Genomic DNA, 18,340 nt, shown 5'->3' with positions numbered 1-18,340 from the left:
GCTATAATCACATATGTCCACCATGGCGCGTTCACAAAGCTGGTAAGCCACGTCGCACCGAACGCGCTTACGACAAAAACGAGAGCCTCGATAAAAAGACTGAGCCTGTACACATTCAGTCGTCTCATCCTCATACCACCCATCCAAAGACTGAGCTTGTTGCGCTACTGCGACAGAGCCTAACATATTGGAGAGTGCTCACTAGTCGACCGTGAACAATCCGAGCCCTAAGCGGCGACCGGCTTCGGCCGGATTTGAAGCAGGGCAATCAAGAGCGACAAAAACCCCTTCAGCCACCTGAGCAGGAGGGAGAAGTTGTAGCCGGCGGCGGCCAGGATGGCGTTGAGGGTGTCGCCCTGCTGGCCGGCGAGGTAGTTGCGGCCCATTCTGTGTTCGCTCTTGATGTGGCCGATGACGGGCTCGACCGCCGACCGCCGTCGCATCTGGCGCTTGATGGCTGGGGTGACGCGGCGTTTCTGGCCCGCGGTGAAGACCCTGAGCTTGTGGCTCTGCGGTGCGTTGTGGCCGCGATAGCCGGCGTCGGCGAGGATGCGGCCGATCTCGTTGCCGATGGTCTTTTCCATGTCGGGGATGACGCTTGCCAGCGTGTGGCCGTCATAGGGATTGCCGGGCAGTGCTTTTGCATGCAGGGCGAACTGGCCGCCCCTGGAGCGCTTCAGCGTGGTGGCCACCGACACCTTCACCCCGAACTCGTAGGGCGCATGCGCCTTGCCCTTGCCGATGCATTCCACCTCGTGTGCGTGCAGGCTGTAGATCTTGCGGCCGCGCTGGCGCTGGCGTTGCTCGAGAACGGTGGCGGCCTGGTAGAGCGGCCATTTGAACAGCGTCCAGCCCCTGATCGCCGGCGATCTGGCGACCAATGTCGCGAATGGTCCGGCCGAGATAGGTCTTGAGCTTGCGTAGCGCCTTGTTGGCCCGCTTGAACTGCTTGGCGTGGGCATAGCGCTGGTGGCTGATCAGCGCCAGCTTGCCGACCCGCACATAACTCTGGCGCAAATGGAGACCCGTCCTCTTGGCCAGCCGCACCAGCCGTTCGCGTGCCCGATGGATGAGCTTGGCGTCGGTCGGGAACATGACGTTCTTCGGCTGCACGGTGGTGTCGACGATCACCTGGCGCGTGTCGGCCGGTTTCATCGCCCCGGTCTTGACCGCGAGGCTGAGGCTCTCCTGCAACAGCACCATAATCCGCTCCTCGCCCATACGGCTGCGCCAACGCGTCATCGAGGAGCGGTCGAACGGCAGCGTATGGCAAAAGAACGTCTCGCCGGTGAGATACTGGAAATAAGGGTTCTCCACCCAGCGCTCGCACAGCACCTCATCCGACAGGTTGAAGGTGTGCTTGAGGATCGCCAGCCCCGCCATCAGCCGGGTCGGCAGCGGCGGCATGCCGGGGCCGTCCGAATAGACGGCGCCGAAACGCTCCTCCAGCACCGGCCAGTCGATCGCCTGCGCCAGCCGCACCAGCTCGTGCTTCATGTTGATGATTTGGTCGAGCCGGGAGCGGAACAGGTCCTGCTCTCCCGTCTCGCGCTTCTCGCGTGGCCTGGACATTCGCTGTCCCCTCGATTCGCCGCCGCCGAACCGAGTGAATCACGCTCCGCGCCACAAGGGAATCGCAAAACCGAATTGCAGGAAAACAGCGTCCAAATACCGCTAATCCTGCAATTCCAAAGCCGCTATCCGCCTCAATCAACAGGCCAGATCAATGGCTTGCGGATAGTTCACGGCCGACTCACTATTTCTATGCTGAACAGTCTCGCCTGAGTATATGTTTTAGCTAGTCGCTAATTAGACGGAATTCTGCCAGTCTGCATTCCCCCCTGATCTGATGTAGAGCAGCTTCCAAGTGGGAATTAGCCCCCCATCGACCGGATCGGGCGACACGAACATGCGCTGAAGGCTTGGCGGAACGGCTACTGGGACCATGATGCTACTCGAATGCAAGATAGTGTCAGAACGTCCCGGGAAGGCTGCAGGCAGGGGATGTCAGGTCAATCAGCCTATAGATATGATACCGCCCATTCGCTGAGACTTCACGATGGGCATAGGAGGTGGGAATTCTTGCCTTGAGATGGACGCGGCTGTCGGAGCAGGCGAGCACGGCAGCAGCGATGGCCTGAACCTTCGGGCCGCTGACAAAAACGTTCACCACCGCACGCGAGCCGAACCCGTCGAGATACGTCTCGAAAGCATCGAGGTGGGCCATCAGCCCGAAAGCCTGGATGTCGCGAACTTCGCCATCTTCGAGCCGGTGGGTTTCACGTACCTTGGCCACCTGTTGATCGAGCAAAGCATCGATATGCGCATTCTTGTCGCTTCTTGGGACGAGGAGCGAGATCCGTTCCGGACTGACGATATCGATCAATCCGTAGAATACGTCGGCATCTCCTCCGATCCCCACGAGCAGGACTTTCTCTTCGCCCATTCCTCCGCTGCCTTGAAGATGAGGGACGGTGACGTATCGGTCCAAGCCGCTGGAAAAATCCTCTTTGCCGATCGCGTTCCCGTAGATACCTTCGGCGTACCCGAATTCGAGAGACTGAATCGACATTTTCTTGAATGCCACCGCAATCAGCCATTGGATGTAGATTCGCGGCATCGTCGAGCACTCGACGAAAACCTTCCGCAGGCTTCCTTCGTATGAGCCACATGAAGCGGCCATCTGAGTGAGCAGGTGATCGAGGAGATTGATGTTCTTCTGATACTCGATGGAAGGCTCGAGGGTGATCACAGTCACTTCGACGCCCCATCGGGTACCCATAGCGATGAGCTTTCGCCGGTTTTCTTCGACGGCTGGGACGTTCGCTTCCTTCAGAGCAAAGTCCAGAACCACGATCTTGCCGACCTTCAGGTCAAGATGGTTTTCGAACGCGGCGAAACGCGTTTCCCATCCAAGCGCGACGATCGCGATATCTGCCTCCATCGTTTCGCAGGTACCTGCATCTCTCGCCTTCTCGGTGACGGCCAGATGGCCGAAGACTCGATACTCGACAGTTGAAGCGGTCATTCGAGATCGCTCTCGAAAAGCGAGTGCTGGAATTCGGTCTTGAGTGCGGGCCGCGCGACGAGCTCCTTAAACACCGAGTCGGCCCAGTCTTCTGGGAGCCGATGCCTGGTAAAAAGCAGGTCGACCATCCGCGCCGCAGGGATTGTGTTGATTTCGTACGGGCCGCGATAGGAGAACCCGAAGTAAGGTGCAAATCGCCGATGCAATCTGATCATCATCTCCTTCGATGCGGGGTCGGCGCGGTCCACCTCAAAGTTGCCGGCGGCGGAGACCTCCCGGATAAACCCATCCCTTTCCGCCCGACGCAGGACCTCGTCCAGTTTTCCGCTGGGTTGCTCCAGTCGGTTCACCAGCGAGCGCATTTCCTTTAGATCAACCCTGAAAATGCCTCTCTCTGTCGTTCCTAGAGCATTTTCTTCGGCAAACTCTGTCTGGAGGCGAGCGGTCAGGTAACCCAACGCCCGCACCATGCGCACGCTCTCTTCTTCGTACGGATGTGAAAGCGCCTGAAGTCCATCAAGCTTCCGTTGAGAGGCGGCGTTCACAGCCTGTCTCTGCTGTTCGAGATGAATCTGTAAATCCGAGTTGATGAATTCCACCAGTTTTCGTGGATCACTGGAACTCGGAACACTGCGGCGGAAGATCTCTCCCATTATATCAAGGAAATCGCGTATACAGACGTCGCTCAATGATGTGATGATCTGGTGCCCTACGTACGGGTAGTCATGCAGACGCAGCATCTGGCACGCTTTCAGAAAAGCCCATCCCTGTTTCCGGGCGATCGACCTCTTCAGATTTGAAGCATCCGCCTTGCTCATGGGCCGGCGCTTAATTTCCGGGTTCATGAGCGCGAGCGCCAGCCCTTCGGCATAAGGGCGCGCTTTTCGATCAAGAAGGAATTGCTGCTGATCCGCCGTCCTCAAATTCACGGAGAGGAATTCACGTGCTGCATCAGCAAGTGCCACAAGCTCTTCTCTGCCCTCGGAATGACCCGATATGATAACCCGCTCGATGATGTCATTGACGGAAAGCCGCCCCAGCCGGTTTTTGAGCGAAAACGCGCTGAGCGCATCGTTGCGCTCGAGATCACTCCGCAGATGGTCAGGAAGCGCATAGTACAGCCGAAGCGACGACACGTTCTCGCACAGCGTGGCGAACTCCCTCGGATCGACTGAATCAAGATTCTCGACGTCCCGGTCAGCATTCGAGAGCGACTGGCCGGGTATGATCGTCCGGATCGTGTCGTAGAGGCCGCCGATGTAGGCGAGGACCCATTTCACGTTGCCGCGCGTCTTTCTCACCAAGGTGTTCAGGAACTGCTGTTGGAGCGGTGTCAGTGCTTCACAGTCGTCAATCAGTATCTTGAAGAAGGGCGCCCTGTCACCGGCGAAAGATGGGCCATTTAAAAGTGGAGTGATCGCGGTCGCGACCTTGTTAATGATCGCGCCAGGGTCTGTTGCTCTGAAGCCGGTCGCTCCGGCATCGGCGGCAAAGAAGAACGCGTTGAAGCATTCGTCGACGTACCGGGTTATCCCACCCCGCAGCTCATCGATGCTGAAGAAGTCGAGACGGGCAGGTTGGGGTATGAAGTGCAGCACTTCGCGATGCAGTGCCAGGGCGACGTCCCTATCTTCGGAGGCCCGGTATTTCAAGTGGCCGTCGCGTCTGAGCTGGCCGATGCTCTCGAGCAGGCGTTCGACTATCTTCAGCTCCAGATAGTGAGAGAAGATTACGAATTGCCGCGGGATCACGGCGGCCGTGTCGAAGCGTATCCGCTCCGGAATGAGGTTCAGAACGGCGTTGTCGATTAGGGGCGAGAATGTCTCATTGAGCTGGAAGAAGACGCCATACCAAGCGAGCTTGCCGACTTGGTCCGAGAGACTTTTGTCTTCAAGAATATGGACTGTGGAAAGCGAGCGAAGAATGCTGGTCTTGCCGCTGCCTCTCGTCCCTGCGACGAAGACCGGCTTGGCGGCGGCAGAAATCAACGCCGACTTCTGACTGAACCACAGTATCGGGCGGCTTTCGTACTCGATCCTGTTGGGGCCGAACGGATTCTCCATCGCTATTCGTCCCTTACCTTAATGCGCCAAGCCGAGTTTGCCTTGGTGAGGCCGTCTATCTCGATGAAGCGCGCCGCTTGGAGCATCAGAAGAGAGTCTTCCAGATCTAGCCCGAGCTCGGCGGAGGCAGCAATCTCAGTGATCTCGTCCCAGAAGAGTAACCCATTCCCGCGCCTGGTGGCATGGTCGCGCAGTCGGCGCAGCAGGTCAAACGTGTCGTTGTTCAGAAAGGCCTTGCCGTTGGACATGGTCGAAATAAAGCAATGTTCGCCTTCCATGACCGTCCCGTCGGCGACATTGGTGCGGTAGGGTATAAGTCGGATGCCGACGAGCTCTCCCTGATCGGTCGTGAAGAAGACGAGCTCATTGAAACCTGACTGTATCTCTGGTGCTGAGATGCAGATCAATTTGCCGTCCGGAAACCTTGGATCGTTGACGATCTCGACCGGATCAGCATGTATGTGTCCATGCAGGTAGACGATAGGCTTGTTGCCCTGCAGCAGCTGAGTTCTGACAAATCCGCTGTTGAGCATCTCCGCGTATGGCGTAATGCGCGGAGTCTTTTGTGGCAGCAGATTGTGATGGCCGATTATGATGCCGTAACGCATGTCGGGCTGCTGGAGCAATTCCTGTAGGCCTGCAAGCATCTCACGCGAGATGTATGGCGTGTCCATCTGACCGTAATACTCGTCGTCGGACGCCTCCTTGTCTGGATCGCTGGGAGGTGTCGCGGGCGAATGTCCCGAGATGTCCGGCGAGCCGAGATCTAGAGGCTCTGTAGAAGGACTGAGTGCCTCGAGACGATCACGAAGGAACGCGGGAAGGTTTTGAAGCTCCCAACTGCCTATCGCTGTGTTGACGAGGATGAAGTTTGCGCCTGCGGATCCTGTCGGAAGTCTGAAGTGCACGGGTTGGTCCACGGGAACGGTCTGCCAACCCAAGCGGGCGGCTAAACTCGCCATTTCGCTGAATTTCTCAGTCGGTCCAAGTTCGCGCGCGTCATCACGGTTCACATCGTGATTTCCCGGTACGAATATCAACGGAAGCGCCTTTGAACTGCGTCCCTGTGCGCGGCAGAGCAACGTGAAATGCTGGAATGCCGAAGCAATGAAGGTCTTGTCGCCACGGCTCGTGAAATCCCCCATGAAGGCGATCGAATCCAAGGGCTTCGAAGTCGTCAGCCGCCGAAGTTTCGTCAAGACGGCACGCAGCGAAGACGCGCGTAGCTTCTGCGTTATTTTCGGAGCGAACTTGCTATCCTTGGCATCGATGTTGCTAGAGGAAGGATGCCAGTCCGGATAGTGAATATCGCCTACTTGAAGGATTCGCACCCGCCGCATAACTCGCCCCCCTGCCGAGAGCCATAGACTAATCCGTTCGCTTTTGCCAAGCGCGAACGATCATCCGCAGTGTCCTTAACGAGGTAGCCTGCACTTTTCGAGAATTGCCACGGCGGCTATTTTTCGGCTGTGAAGCACACGAGACCCGTGACGTGAGACCCAGTTGCTCAATGCCCAGTTGCTCAATGAGCTTTCTTACGAATAAGGGAGAATTTCCGCGGCCGGACTATCTCTGAGCGAGCGTGCATGACTGCCAACGGAAGGTCTTGCACGCACCCTTGCGATCTTGAGCAATGGTCGCCATGACTTTCTTCTTGCAGGCTTTTGAGTGGCCCAGCCTGCGATCACCAGACCCCACCGATTCTAAAGAGCGTGGCAGATGGGATAGTCGAGGTTGCCCGTGCACAGTCACGCTCAGGGCTTGCGCCGCCCAGAGGACACGCTGAAAAGGCAGATTGGGGCGCAAGCACGCCATTCACGAGAGGTTCGACATGAAGACCATGCAAGAAAAAGACATTCCGGCATTCGTACAAGCAGTTGTGGACGCCGGCTGCAAAATTTGCGCGATTGGCAACTTGGGATACGTCTTTGGCGATGCTGATTTCACGCCAGCGCAACGGAGGGCCGTCGAGCCACAGCTGCGTAGGATTGCTGAAATCTACGGCGAACGCGATCATCTCATGAACGAGATAGCTGTATATCTGCGGTCGATCGGACGCCATGTCGAGGTTGAGCCGAAGACAGGTATTTCCTGATGGCCGTGATCGCGAGAAGCCGTCTTCCAACCTCTGAATCCTAAAGGAGGTGACCCCCAAGGCCGTTCGTCACCTTCGACCAGAATAACCACATCCGTGACCGCCTGAGCTACTTGGTCGATACGCGCACATGGCCAATACAGTTTCTCCATCCTTCACGAAGCGAATGAGGCTTTGGCCATTCAGCCCCGGTCTACGGGGCGTGACTTGTCCCCGATGCATGCGCGAGCTCTCCGCCCGGCTGGCCGCCGGTCGTCGCCACCGGCCGAAGGCGCCCGAATGCGCTTGACAAGATAGCGTCAGCCCGTTCAACCTAAGGCATTCACCAGGGGAGTCCCGGCAAGGGGCTGAGATACTGCTGGCTTTCGCGGCGCAGTGACCCGTTGAACCTGATCCAGTTCATACTGGCGTAGGGACGGTGCAAGCGCTTTGCGGGAGTTTACGCCCGAGGTCCTGTTGCAGCAGGTCTACAGAAGCGTCTTTTCATCCTTCCGGCACAGAACTGGGTCTCCAATGCATGAGCAAAGGAGCCTCACGATGAATGCCCTCACCCCCGCCGTATCGACGGGACCACTGCCCGCCTCGCGGAAAATCCACAAGCCCGGCGTCCTCTACCCGCAGATCAGGGTGCCGATGCGCGAGATTTCCGTCCATCCGACGGCCGGCGAACCGCCCGTCACCGTCTACGATCCGTCCGGCCCCTACACCGATCCATCAGTCGAAACCAGCATCGAAAAAGGCCTTGCCCGGCTTCGCCACGAATGGGTCACGGCGCGTGGCGATGTCGAAGCCTATGACGGCCGCCACGTCCGGCCGGAAGACAATGGATTCGCCACCGGCGAGCGCCTGACACCGGAATTTCCGATACGCAATCGGCCGCTCAAGGCCAAGCAGGGCAAGGCGGTGACCCAACTTGCCTATGCGCGCGCCGGCATCATCACGCCAGAAATGGAGTTCGTAGCCATCCGCGAGAATCTCGGCCGCGAGGTGATGCGCGGCAAGCTGCAACGCGACGGCGAAGCCTTCGGCGCGGCGATCCCAGATTTCGTCACACCCGAATTCGTGCGCGACGAGGTGGCGCGCGGGCGCGCAATCATTCCCGCCAACATCAATCATCCCGAGAGCGAGCCGATGATCATCGGTCGCAATTTTCTGGTCAAGATCAACGCCAACATCGGTAACTCGGCTGTCACATCGTCGATGGCCGAAGAGGTCGAAAAAATGGTCTGGGCTATCCGCTGGGGCGCGGACACGGTGATGGACCTGTCGACCGGCCGCAACATCCACAACATCCGCGACTGGATCGTGCGCAATGCGCCGGTGCCGATCGGTACGGTGCCGCTCTATCAGGCGCTGGAAAAGGTCAACGGCATCGCCGAGGATCTGAACTGGGAGGTCTACCGCGACACGCTGATCGAGCAGGCCGAGCAAGGCGTCGACTATTTCACCATCCACGCCGGCGTGCGGCTGCACTACATCCCGCTGACCGTCGACCGGGTCACGGGCATCGTCTCGCGCGGCGGCTCGATCATGGCCAAATGGTGCCTGCACCATCACCGGGAGAGCTTCCTCTACGAGCATTTCGAGGAGATCTGCGACATCGCCAGAGCCTATGACGTCTCCTTCTCGCTCGGCGACGGCCTTCGTCCCGGTTCAATCGCCGATGCGAACGACGCGGCGCAATTCGCCGAACTGGAAACACTTGGAGAACTCACCAAGATTGCCTGGGCAAAGGACTGCCAGGTGATGATCGAAGGCCCGGGCCATGTCCCCATGCACAAGATCAAGCAGAACATGGACAAGCAGCTCGCAGTGTGCGGTGAGGCGCCGTTCTACACGTTGGGGCCGCTGACGACCGACATCGCGCCGGGCTATGACCACATCACCTCAGGGATAGGTGCCGCCATGATAGGCTGGTTCGGCACCGCAATGCTTTGCTACGTCACGCCGAAAGAGCATCTCGGCCTTCCCGACCGCAACGACGTCAAGATTGGCGTGATCACCTACAAGATAGCCGCCCATGCAGCCGATCTGGCGAAGGGCCATCCGGCAGCGAAAACCAGGGATGATGCCCTTTCGCGCGCGCGCTTCGAGTTCCGCTGGGAGGACCAGTTCAACCTGTCGCTCGACCCCGAAACCGCACGGTCCTTCCACGACCAGACCTTGCCCAAGGAGGCGCACAAGCTGGCACATTTTTGTTCGATGTGCGGGCCGAAATTCTGCTCCATGCGCATTTCCCACGACATCCGTGCCGAGGCCCAGAAGGAAGGCATGGCGGCAATGGCGGCAAAATACCGGGAGGGCGGCGATCTCTACATGCAGGCGGACGAGACTGGCGTACCGGTCGTGCCAGAGGCTCCCAAACCATCATGAGGGTGCTCGTCAAAGGGGCCGGCGTTGCCGGCCTCACCGTCGCTTTCGAACTCGCCGCCCGCGGCGCGACGGTCACCGTCGCCGAGATGCGGCATGGCCTTGGTGGCAACGCGTCGTGGTTCGCCGGCGGCATGCTGGCGCCATGGTGCGAGCGCGAAAGCGCGGAGCAGCCGGTGCTGGATCTCGGACGCGATGCTGCCGACTGGTGGGATGCGGTGCTGTCGGGTCAGGTGACACGGGCCGGGACATTGGTCGTGGCCGCGCCGCGTGATGCCGGTGAGCTTGACCGGTTCGCCAGTCGCACGTCAGGGCATCGGCGCGTCGATGAAAACGAAATTGCGCTCCTGGAACCCGACCTCGCCGGCCGCTTCCGGCGTGGATTGCTCTTCCCCGACGAGGCTCACCTCGACCCACGCCCGGCGATGGCGGCACTTCATGACAAGCTTGCGACCATGGGTGTCAAATTCCACTTCGGCTGCGACGCCCGGCCTGTTTCGGGATTCGCCCGTCAGATAGACTGCATGGGAATGGCAGCGGCCGATGACAGGCTGCGCGGTGTTCGCGGCGAAATGCTGATCCTTCGCACGCCTGATGTCTCGCTGTCGCGGCCGGTCCGTTTGCTTCATCCACGCTTTCCGCTTTATGCCGTGCCGCGCACCGATCACCGTTTCATGATCGGAGCGACGATGATTGAAAGCCAGAGCGCCGGACCGGTGACGGCGCGTTCCATGATGGAGCTGCTGGGCGCCGCCCATGCCCTCCATCCGGCCTTTGGTGAGGCCGAGATCGTTGAAACCGGTGTGGGTGTCCGTCCGGCATTTCCCGACAATTTGCCACGCGTCGAAACAGACGGTGAGATCATCGCGATCAACGGTCTTTATCGTCACGGTTTTCTCCTCGCCCCCGCCATGGCGCGCCAGGCTGCCGACCTGGTTTTCAGTCAAGACAGAACCAAGGAGCATGCTCATGAAACTGATGGTCAACGGCGAGGCGCGTGAGATTGCCGCCACCACGCTGGCCGAGTTGCTTGCCGCGCTCGACTATGAGGGCGATTGGCTCGCCACCGCCGTCAACAGCGACCTCGTGCACAAAGCCAACCGCGCGGAGTTCCAGTTGAGCGACGGCGACCGGATCGAAATCCTCTCGCCCATGCAGGGCGGCTAGCATGTTGGAGCTTTATGGAACCGAGCTTTCGTCGCGCCTGCTTCTCGGCACGGCTCAGTATCCTTCGCCGGCCATCCTTGCCGATGCAGTCAAGGCATCGGGCACGTCGGTGGTGACCGTCTCGTTGCGGCGTGAGATGGCGGGCGGTAGGGCCGGCGAACAATTCTGGTCGTTGATCCGCTCGCTGGGCGCCAGAACCCTGCCCAATACCGCCGGCTGCCTCTCCGTCAAGGAAGCCGTCACCACCGCGAAAATGGCGCGCGAGGTCTTCGGCACCAACTGGATCAAGCTCGAAGTGATCGGCAATCACGACACGCTACAGCCGGATGTGTTCGGTCTGGTTGAAGCCGCCCGCATCCTGTGCGAGGACGGCTTTGCGGTATTCCCCTATACCACCGACGATCTCGTTGTCGCCGAGCGGCTGCTGGAAGCGGGCTGCAAGGTCCTGATGCCGTGGTGCGCACCGATCGGTTCCGCCTTGGGACCGGTCAACATGACGGCGCTGCGCTCGATGCGCGGATATTTCCCTGGCGTCCCGCTGATTGTGGATGCGGGGCTCGGACGGCCGTCGCACGCGGCCACCGTCATGGAACTCGGCTTTGACGCCGTGCTCCTGAACACAGCGGTCGCCAAGGCGGCAGATCCGGTCGGCATGGCGCGTGCTTTCGGTAAGGCGGTCGACGCCGGTCGTGAGGCGTTCAGTTCGGGAATGCTCGAACCGCGCGACGTCGCCGTGCCATCGACACCGATGGTCGGCAGGGCCGTTTTTTCATGAAGCTCGATCCCTTCTACCTGATCGTCGACAGCGCCGCCTGGATCGAAAGGTTGGCGCCGCTCGGCGTCAAGCTGATTCAGCTTCGCATCAAAACCATGGATGAAACCGGGCTGCGCGCGGAGATCCGCAAGTCGAAGGCCTGGTGTGTCCAACACAAAAGCCAGCTCATCATCAATGATTATTGGCGCCTGGCAATCGAGGAAGGCTGCGATTTCGTGCATCTGGGCCAGGAGGATTTGCAAACGGCCGACCTCTCGAGGATACGGGCAGCGGGCGTCAGGCTCGGATTGAGCACGCATGATCATGTCGAGCTGGAAACGGCCATGTTTGCCGAGCCCGACTATGTCGCGCTCGGTCCGATCTATCCCACCACTTTGAAGAAAATGAAGTGGGCACCGCAAGGGCTAGAGCGGATCAGCGAGTGGAAGCGGCGGGTGGCGCCGATCCCATTGGTCGCCATCGGCGGCCTCAACCCCGACCGCCTCGACGGCGTCTTTGAGGCCGGCGCCAACAGCGCCGCAGTGGTCACGGACATCACGTTGAGCTTCGACCCCGAAGCGCGCACGCGAGAATGGATCGAAAAGACGGACCGATGGCGATGAGACGAGAACCGCATGTGCTTGTCGTTGGCGGATCAGATTCCAGCGGGGGTGCTGGAATAGCACGCGACATCGAGACGATCTCTGCCGTTGGCGTGCGCACCTGTCTCGCCGTCACAGCGCTAACGGTGCAAACGCACGACGCCGTGATCGAAATCCATCATTCGCCACCCAGCATGGTGGCCAATCAGATGTGTGCCGCGCTACAGGCCAACGACGTAGCCACAATCAAGATCGGCATGCTGGCGACTGCCAAGATCATTGTTGCCGTTGCCGCAGTGCTGCGCAAATTTCCGCAAGTGCCGGCAGTACTCGACCCTGTGCTGGCCTCCACCTCAGGCCGCGCACTTCTGGAAGCAGGCGCTATCGCTGCCATGAAGCGCGATTTGATGCCGCTTTGCTGCATTGTCACGCCCAACCTTCCTGAACTGGCGCTCCTTACTGGTTCCGAACCGGCTTCGGATGAGGACGGTGCGCTCCAACAAGGACAAAGACTGCAGGCCGTCGGCCCTCAGGCCCTGCTGATCAAGGGTGGGCACGCGTCGGGTCCCCGATCGGCCGATATTCTGTTACGCTCCGATCATGAACCCATCCACTTCGACACGCCGCGCCTTGCTATATCGATGCGCGGAACAGGTTGCATGCTGGCCAGCGCGATTGCGGCGCATCTGGCGAAGGCGAAGTCGCTCGAAGATAGCGTGCGCGAAGGCAAGCTGTTTGTGTTCGAGAAGCTTCAGAAATGCCGGCTGAATAATCACAACGTTCTGCGTCCAGCCAAGCAGACCCATTTTCCAGAATTTTTCCAGTAGCGAGACTGGAGGGCTACTGCTTCTCTATGCCATCCTTACAACGCGTTGAGTTCCACTGTGCCGTCCAGAATTATCTGTCGTTGTCCAGAATTAAGCCGGGCTTAGAACTGAAACGAACCCGCCGAAAGGTACGAGCGGCCCTCACTCGATAAGGGTTACCAAACCTATTCCTGTGGGCTACCAATCCGCGTGGTGGGTGGCCTTAGGTTACCAATCAGTGTGGCGTCCGGAATTATCTGCCTCTCTCCGGAATTAAGCCGAGATTAGAAGATCGGTGCGGTATTGCGCCCGGTCAAACCGTGTCGATTTGCGGCGTAGCCGACGTGTCTCACGCTTGGCGGCGTCGCACGCTGGTCCCGATTGTCGCCCGAATATCTGCCTACCGGCGACAGTGAATGCGCCAAGCTAGACCTTCGTCGATAGGGCGGCTCCGGTTTACCAATCCTGTCGTCCTAGGTTGACCAATCCGTTGTCGACCGTGAGCGGGTTTACCAATAAGGGCGGCTATATTCTGCGCAAACCCAATCACCTGATGCCAATCCAGAATTAATCGTCATTAAGGGCATTGGTAAACTCAGTCTGAAACCCCACCCTTAGCCAGAAAACTCTCCTGTTTTCAATCGCATAGCCCGCCCGCCAGCAACCGATAATTCGGGACCGGTAAACCCGTGAAAGGCCCAATAATTCCGGACGTCACACCAGTCTGCCCTTTTATGCGACTTTTCGAGCACAGACCGGGAACATCTGACCGTTTCCATTCATCGCCCAAGGCCGGTTTAGCGCTGGAAAAGCCAAAGTGCGGGAGTAAGAATGGCCGCAACGGGGCCGGAAGCCGTCGGTCAGCTTTCGGGGAGTGATCCCGGTAAGTTCGCAACTCATTCGCTTCTTTTCTGCAGTCCCCGCCATTACGAGTTGGCGGTGTCGGTCGCCGAGGGGATCAACGCCATTACTGCGGCTAGTTCGGCCCTCCGGACGAGGAATGGCATGCGCGTCGTCCCATAGTGCTTGGCAAGATGGAAGCGGTGCATGCCTCCTACGATGTGAACTTGGCCTTGGTACTCGCCGAGCAAAGGCGGTGTGACACCGCGGCCATGCAGCCATCGGTAGGCGATCCCACAGCTCTTGCTCTTGTAACGTTGATGCCAAGGACCCTTGTCCCTGCTGGCGGCGTAGGTAAGCCTGCCGCCAACGTCAGTGACATCAGCGTCGATAAGAATGAAATCCGTCGAAGCGTGGTCGCTGGGATCATCGCCGTCGAACGCGAGATAGAAGTTTGCAGGATCGCAGTCCCATATCGCAGTCAGTGCAACCGGAATGTTCTTTCTTCCTTTGCACCAGATGTCGACCTTGCGTTTCTCCTGAGCGCGGGCGACCTCGAAGGCTTCGTCTAGTTTTCCTTCCGCGACATCCATGGCTGTGATGACGTTCAAGCCAAGGGCCGTCAGACGGTTGATCTCGTCCACGTTCGCCATGCCTTCTCCTCTGGCAGCAGATTATTATCCACCGTTGGAAGATGCGGCGGCAATCCAAGCCTGAGGCACGAGGGCCTGTCCACGCCATTCCTCAATCAACTTGACTCCGGGAAGCTTGCCCCAGACGTCCTCATCTGCATGATCCAGCACGATGATCTGGAGGCGACCTTTCGCGGCCATGACCTCAGCGCCTAGGAGCGCAAAGACCTTCCTGACGGCGACCACGTCCTGATCCCTCCACGCGATGAGGTCGGGGCCCTCGTCGCCCGCCGCCCGCTTAGGAAAATAGACTTGGCTAGGTTGGTCGAAGATCAGCTGACCAGGGACTGGGTGATGAGGTTCGGCCAGGAAGTAGTGCTGCAGCGCAAGCATTAGTGCGACGTGATACGCGAGCCAATTGGCGCCGCTGCCAATCTCCCACAGGTAGTCCTCACGCGTTCCCCTAGTCACCTTGACGGTCAGGTCTTCAATCAACAGCCTAATCGGGGCCTCGGGCCACTCCGCGTCAAGCTGCGGAATCAGCCGATTGGCATGATGGGAGACTTGGTGCAACGCGTTGAATAGCTTGCGCTGGATGTCGGCCTCGGAGATCGTCTTTTGCAGCGTTGCAATATCGGCCTGCAGCGAGGTGAGTTCCTGCCGCAAATCCGACGACTGGTCGGCGCGGTCGTAGACGTGCAACGCCTGCTCCAATCGACCGAGGAAGCGCTCAAGCCTATCGAAGCGATTGGCCTCGTCTCGGGCGACGTCAGAGTCCCGTTCCAGCACCGCTATCTCGCTACGGACATCGTTCAACTCAGATAGGACCGCTTCAGCGGCGCCGCGCTGGCGCAGGATTTCCTTGTCAAGCGTGTTAGACATCGCAGGGTGGGTCCGCAGTCGGATCTCCAGACCGCCGAGGTTGTCGCAAAGGGCCAAGACCTTCTCGCGGCCGCCGTCCCCGAGTGCGACCAACGGATCGGCGAACTCGTCGGCCAAGTCCCTCAGCCACGTGGAAAGGTCCAAGCGGTCACGTTGGATGCGCATGGCGTCGCCGTACGCCTCGCTGCTCTCCACCAGACGGCGCAGTTCGTTCAGGCGCTGACGATGCTCGGTAAGTCGCGCGGCGATTTCAGTTTCCGACGCACGAAGGGTTTCCAGACGCGTCAGCACCACATCGATGCCGGCCAGGCTTGGTCGAGCAAGACTTGAGTTGCTGTTCGACACGCGCCGAAGCAGGTCAACAACGTCACTCCAGTCCTTCGGCACTTCAGTGGAGGAATCGACTAGGCCAAGTTCGACTGCCTGACGCAGCCACGCCTCCGCCTCCGCCCGCCAAGCGCCAGTTGCCGACACGATCGCGCGTAGCTCAGCCTCCTTCCGGCGGAGGTTGCGCTGGAGCCGATCGATCTCAAACCGCGCCTGGAGAATCTTTGCCGTGACCGCGCCCAGAACGTACGGGAAGATGGTCTTTAGCTTCTCCCGGTGTTCCGTCGTATCGGCCTTGAAAAACATCACGTCGGGATTGGCGATCACGTTCTGAGGTTGGAACGTGAAGGCCATGAGGTCGCGGAAGCTTGGCCTTTGCTTGAATCCATTCTCTGTACCTGGTTCGAAGTCGAGGTCAGTCAGTCCTGCCAGGCGGTTCATCGCGCGCTTGACCGTGTCGACATTGGTGGTCTTGTCGGTGATCGTCTCCGGAATTTCGACCTGTGCGCCCTCCAGCAGCACCATGTCGCCTGTGCTCTGTTGGTCCCCCGGTTCGCGTCGCGCCAAGAGCTTTTCGCCCTCCAGCGTCTCGATCAGAATGCCGAACCAGCTGCAGTTCTCGCGGATTACGCCCACCGGAATCGCGCATTTCTCCGAGCCCAGACAGTAATCAACAATAGGGATAACGGCGGACTTCCCGGTCTTCGACGCGCCGCTGATGACGTTGACGACACCGGGCTCGAACTTGACGACCCGCGGCGCTGCACCATTGCGGGGCCAAAGGATCAGTTTTCGAAGCTGGAAATACATCTAGAACTCCACCCGTAACAGGTTGGCCACCTGCGCGGTCCCCAGGTTCGAAAACCAGAAACCCAATTTCTCCGAGGCAGGTCCGAGGTGCTTGACGCGCTCTGGAAGGACGAGCCTCCTCGGTTTCGGTTCTGGTACGTTTGCTCTTAAAGTAGCATCCTTGTAATCCACGGACAGCAGCCGCCCGCTCACACCGACAGCGGCCGATTGCAATGTCAGAGTACGCAGCAGCAGCGCTCGCTCGTGGACGGCGAGGAGTTGTTCCCGTTCCTTCCCGAGCTTGGCCGCGAAGAGCGCCAGTCCAGAGGGTCGGTTTGTCGAAGTCACGATTTCGAGCGTTGCGCGATGCAGGACGATTGGCAGCACGAGAAACGCCAAGGCGAACGGCGCTGGACGTTCGTCCTCAGCCTGGAAACCTTGGCCAAATTGCCACAATGCGAAAGCCCCAAGTCCTGGATTCTGGACAAGGGCGAGGTCGCTGAGCGGTAGGTGCGATCGGCCAGCCTCAATCAAGTCGCTGGCTCCAAAAGAGTCTGGTAGTCGGGATGCCAGCCGAGGCGCAGGCCGTGGGCAAGGGCGTTGAATGATCCGTGGACGAAATGACCGGGGACGACTCGACCATCGAGTGGAGGCTGCAACTGCGCGCAGCGCCTGTAAACTATTCTACCACGAACCGTTGCGGGGTGTCCGGCCTGTATGTCGTGCACCTCTGCACTGACGTGCTCATAGCGACCGACAAGATCATCGTCCCAGTCACTTAGGTTCTTCTCAAAGATTAGCCCGCTTTCGCCCCAGATCGAGATGTCGGCGAGCGTCCTAAGGTAATCGCTAACAGCCCGGACGCACGCTTCGTCTCCCACCTCGATCAGCTCGAGTTGGCGGACGAAGGCGGGACGGTCGGCGATCAATTGTTCGATGGCCTCGACAGGCGGTTGCTTGGTGAAAGACGACAGCAGCCCTGGAAGGTTGTTCTTCTGAACAAATGCTCTTTGCTCGGCCTGAAACGCGTCCACGTCCAAGATGGCGGGCTTGCCAGCTCTAATCAGCCTGTCCGCCGCCTCCTTCGCAGCGCCGATCGCGCGTTCGCACACTAGGTCGATGATGAGCGGAGAGACCGTCGGCTTGAAGATCGCGCGTATCGGATCGACGGGATCTGCATCGACGCTGATAACGGCGAGATTCTTGACCAAGGCGGCGCAATGAGCCGCATCAGCGTTCAGGAAAGCTTGGACGTCGGCGTCGCATGCCGGTGCAGCTTTCAGCTTGCTGTGGGCTTTGGCGAGGTTAGCGACCAGCGCCTCCACGTCGGCATCTGTTTTCGCGTCGTTCAGCGCGATCGCGAAGGCACCCGCCTTCACCGGTGTGACATATAGCCGGAAATGGCTGGTCGCCGGGTCGATCTCTCCCGCCGCCATGAAGCTGAGCCAGTTGGCCAGAGACTTCCACAGGTCCGCAGCCCAGTCGGATATCGGATTTTGCTTCAGTGCGCTCTTGCTTTGCTCAAGAACGACTTCGCCGCCGACCAGGTGAACCGCCACATCGTCTAAATGTTCAAGAGAGACCAAGGCGCCGCTAGGCGCGTTGAGCAGGTGAAAGCAAAGGCGTACAGGTTGAAGCGCATAGCCGAGGTATTGGCCAGCGGCGCTGTGTTTTCCCGTTTGCGTCTTCGCGTTCATTGCCCATCCCGTTCTCCCGAGTCGCACCGGAAGAAGCCAGTAACGATATTGGTATAGTTCGCCGTTGTTTACAATTGGCGCCCCGGCGATAGGACGGCTAGGCGCGATACAATTGCTGTTTAGGGCCAGCTCTCGAAGTCCAGATTCGGCAGGACAATGAATTTGCAGGACGTCCATTATGGGCACATCGGGGCCGTCTATGGCTCGGGCGATATGTCCGCTTTTGGACGAACGCGAAGTTTGCCGGAACGTCTGACTTTGGGCGCATACTTGCCGTCAAATTCGGCG

Annotated in this window: 14 protein-coding genes, 1 pseudogene and 1 riboswitch; of the genes and pseudogenes, 7 read left to right on the top strand and 8 right to left on the bottom strand. The window is 59.3% G+C overall.

Annotation, left to right across the window (positions count from 1 at the left end; genetic code table 11):
• Positions 1–227: 227 nt before the first annotated feature.
• The 4 genes and pseudogenes from QAZ47_RS05790 to QAZ47_RS05775 form a co-directional block, all read right to left on the bottom strand.
• Positions 228–1,572 (bottom strand): annotated as a pseudogene (locus QAZ47_RS05790) (IS5 family transposase).
• A gap of 400 nt (positions 1,573–1,972) precedes the next feature.
• The gene (locus QAZ47_RS05785) at positions 1,973–3,028 is read right to left on the bottom strand and encodes a hypothetical protein (RefSeq protein WP_063169411.1); all 1,056 of its coding nucleotides are present in this window, start codon (positions 3,026–3,028) and stop codon (positions 1,973–1,975) included.
• Positions 3,025–5,091, bottom strand: coding sequence for a hypothetical protein (locus tag QAZ47_RS05780; RefSeq protein ID WP_063169412.1), 2,067 nt, complete (start codon positions 5,089–5,091; stop codon positions 3,025–3,027). Before QAZ47_RS05780 ends, QAZ47_RS05785 begins: the two co-directional genes overlap by 4 nt.
• A gap of 2 nt (positions 5,092–5,093) precedes the next feature.
• Positions 5,094–6,431, bottom strand: a complete 1,338-nt coding sequence (locus QAZ47_RS05775; RefSeq protein ID WP_063169413.1) for a metallophosphoesterase — start codon at positions 6,429–6,431, stop codon at positions 5,094–5,096.
• 491 nt (positions 6,432–6,922) lie between these two features.
• Here QAZ47_RS05775 and QAZ47_RS05770 point away from each other — a divergent pair, with 491 nt between their 5' ends.
• The 7 genes from QAZ47_RS05770 to QAZ47_RS05740 all read left to right on the top strand — a co-directional run bounded on the left by QAZ47_RS05770 (position 6,923) and on the right by QAZ47_RS05740 (position 12,906).
• The gene (locus tag QAZ47_RS05770; RefSeq protein ID WP_082826710.1) at positions 6,923–7,186 is read left to right on the top strand and encodes a hypothetical protein; all 264 of its coding nucleotides are present in this window, start codon (positions 6,923–6,925) and stop codon (positions 7,184–7,186) included.
• Between the two features lie 317 nt (positions 7,187–7,503).
• A riboswitch (TPP riboswitch) is annotated at positions 7,504–7,620 on the top strand.
• 103 nt (positions 7,621–7,723) lie between these two features.
• Complete coding sequence (thiC, locus tag QAZ47_RS05765) at positions 7,724–9,559, top strand: phosphomethylpyrimidine synthase ThiC (RefSeq protein WP_063169414.1); 1,836 nt, start codon at positions 7,724–7,726, stop codon at positions 9,557–9,559.
• Complete coding sequence (gene thiO, locus QAZ47_RS05760) at positions 9,556–10,557, top strand: glycine oxidase ThiO (RefSeq protein ID WP_063169415.1); 1,002 nt, start codon at positions 9,556–9,558, stop codon at positions 10,555–10,557. The genes thiC and thiO overlap by 4 nt, the downstream gene beginning before the upstream one ends.
• A complete protein-coding gene (thiS, locus tag QAZ47_RS05755; protein ID WP_024504260.1) occupies positions 10,526–10,723 on the top strand; it encodes a sulfur carrier protein ThiS in 198 nt (65 codons plus the stop codon). The genes thiO and thiS overlap by 32 nt, the downstream gene beginning before the upstream one ends.
• A 1-nt stretch (position 10,724) precedes the next feature.
• Entirely contained in the window at positions 10,725–11,498 is a 774-nt protein-coding gene (locus QAZ47_RS05750; RefSeq protein ID WP_024504259.1) for a thiazole synthase, read from the top strand.
• Positions 11,495–12,100, top strand: coding sequence for a thiamine phosphate synthase (locus QAZ47_RS05745; protein ID WP_063169416.1), 606 nt, complete (start codon positions 11,495–11,497; stop codon positions 12,098–12,100). Before QAZ47_RS05750 ends, QAZ47_RS05745 begins: the two co-directional genes overlap by 4 nt.
• Positions 12,091–12,906, top strand: coding sequence for a hydroxymethylpyrimidine/phosphomethylpyrimidine kinase (locus QAZ47_RS05740; protein WP_063169417.1), 816 nt, complete (start codon positions 12,091–12,093; stop codon positions 12,904–12,906). Before QAZ47_RS05745 ends, QAZ47_RS05740 begins: the two co-directional genes overlap by 10 nt.
• 905 nt (positions 12,907–13,811) lie before the next feature.
• Here QAZ47_RS05740 and QAZ47_RS05735 read toward each other — a convergent pair.
• From QAZ47_RS05735 to QAZ47_RS05720, 4 genes are read right to left on the bottom strand one after another with little or no spacing between them, the layout of a single operon-like run.
• Positions 13,812–14,378 carry a hypothetical protein gene (locus QAZ47_RS05735; protein WP_063169418.1) on the bottom strand — a complete coding sequence of 189 codons (567 nt, stop codon included), beginning with the start codon at positions 14,376–14,378 and terminating at the stop codon, positions 13,812–13,814.
• Between the two features lie 24 nt (positions 14,379–14,402).
• The gene (locus QAZ47_RS05730; protein ID WP_063169419.1) at positions 14,403–16,376 is read right to left on the bottom strand and encodes a DUF3732 domain-containing protein; all 1,974 of its coding nucleotides are present in this window, start codon (positions 16,374–16,376) and stop codon (positions 14,403–14,405) included.
• The gene (locus QAZ47_RS05725; RefSeq protein ID WP_063169420.1) at positions 16,377–16,889 is read right to left on the bottom strand and encodes a three component ABC system middle component; all 513 of its coding nucleotides are present in this window, start codon (positions 16,887–16,889) and stop codon (positions 16,377–16,379) included.
• On the bottom strand, positions 16,886–18,052 hold the full coding sequence (locus QAZ47_RS05720) for an ABC-three component system protein (RefSeq protein WP_063169421.1): 1,167 nt from the start codon (positions 18,050–18,052) through the stop codon (positions 16,886–16,888). The genes QAZ47_RS05725 and QAZ47_RS05720 overlap by 4 nt, the downstream gene beginning before the upstream one ends.
• Positions 18,053–18,340 lie beyond the last annotated feature (288 nt).

Origin of the sequence: Mesorhizobium sp. WSM4904 (assembly GCF_029674545.1) — a bacterium.
Taxonomy (GTDB): Bacteria; Pseudomonadota; Alphaproteobacteria; order Rhizobiales; family Rhizobiaceae; genus Mesorhizobium.
This window is presented reverse-complemented; position numbering and strand designations above follow the sequence as displayed.

Bases quoted from the DNA above. Each gene is read 5' to 3' on its own strand.
- QAZ47_RS05785 (WP_063169411.1), bottom strand. From the start codon at position 3,028: ATGACCGCTTCAACTGTCGAGTATCGAGTCTTCGGCCATCTGGCCGTC.
- QAZ47_RS05780 (WP_063169412.1), bottom strand. From the start codon at position 5,091: ATGGAGAATCCGTTCGGCCCCAACAGGATCGAGTACGAAAGCCGCCCG.
- QAZ47_RS05775 (WP_063169413.1), bottom strand. From the start codon at position 6,431: ATGCGGCGGGTGCGAATCCTTCAAGTAGGCGATATTCACTATCCGGAC.
- QAZ47_RS05770 (WP_082826710.1), top strand. From the start codon at position 6,923: ATGAAGACCATGCAAGAAAAAGACATTCCGGCATTCGTACAAGCAGTT.
- thiC (WP_063169414.1), top strand. From the start codon at position 7,724: ATGAATGCCCTCACCCCCGCCGTATCGACGGGACCACTGCCCGCCTCG.
- thiO (WP_063169415.1), top strand. From the start codon at position 9,556: ATGAGGGTGCTCGTCAAAGGGGCCGGCGTTGCCGGCCTCACCGTCGCT.
- thiS (WP_024504260.1), top strand. From the start codon at position 10,526: ATGAAACTGATGGTCAACGGCGAGGCGCGTGAGATTGCCGCCACCACG.
- QAZ47_RS05750 (WP_024504259.1), top strand. From the start codon at position 10,725: ATGTTGGAGCTTTATGGAACCGAGCTTTCGTCGCGCCTGCTTCTCGGC.
- QAZ47_RS05745 (WP_063169416.1), top strand. From the start codon at position 11,495: ATGAAGCTCGATCCCTTCTACCTGATCGTCGACAGCGCCGCCTGGATC.
- QAZ47_RS05740 (WP_063169417.1), top strand. From the start codon at position 12,091: ATGGCGATGAGACGAGAACCGCATGTGCTTGTCGTTGGCGGATCAGAT.
- QAZ47_RS05735 (WP_063169418.1), bottom strand. From the start codon at position 14,378: ATGGCGAACGTGGACGAGATCAACCGTCTGACGGCCCTTGGCTTGAAC.
- QAZ47_RS05730 (WP_063169419.1), bottom strand. From the start codon at position 16,376: ATGTATTTCCAGCTTCGAAAACTGATCCTTTGGCCCCGCAATGGTGCA.
- QAZ47_RS05720 (WP_063169421.1), bottom strand. From the start codon at position 18,052: ATGAACGCGAAGACGCAAACGGGAAAACACAGCGCCGCTGGCCAATAC.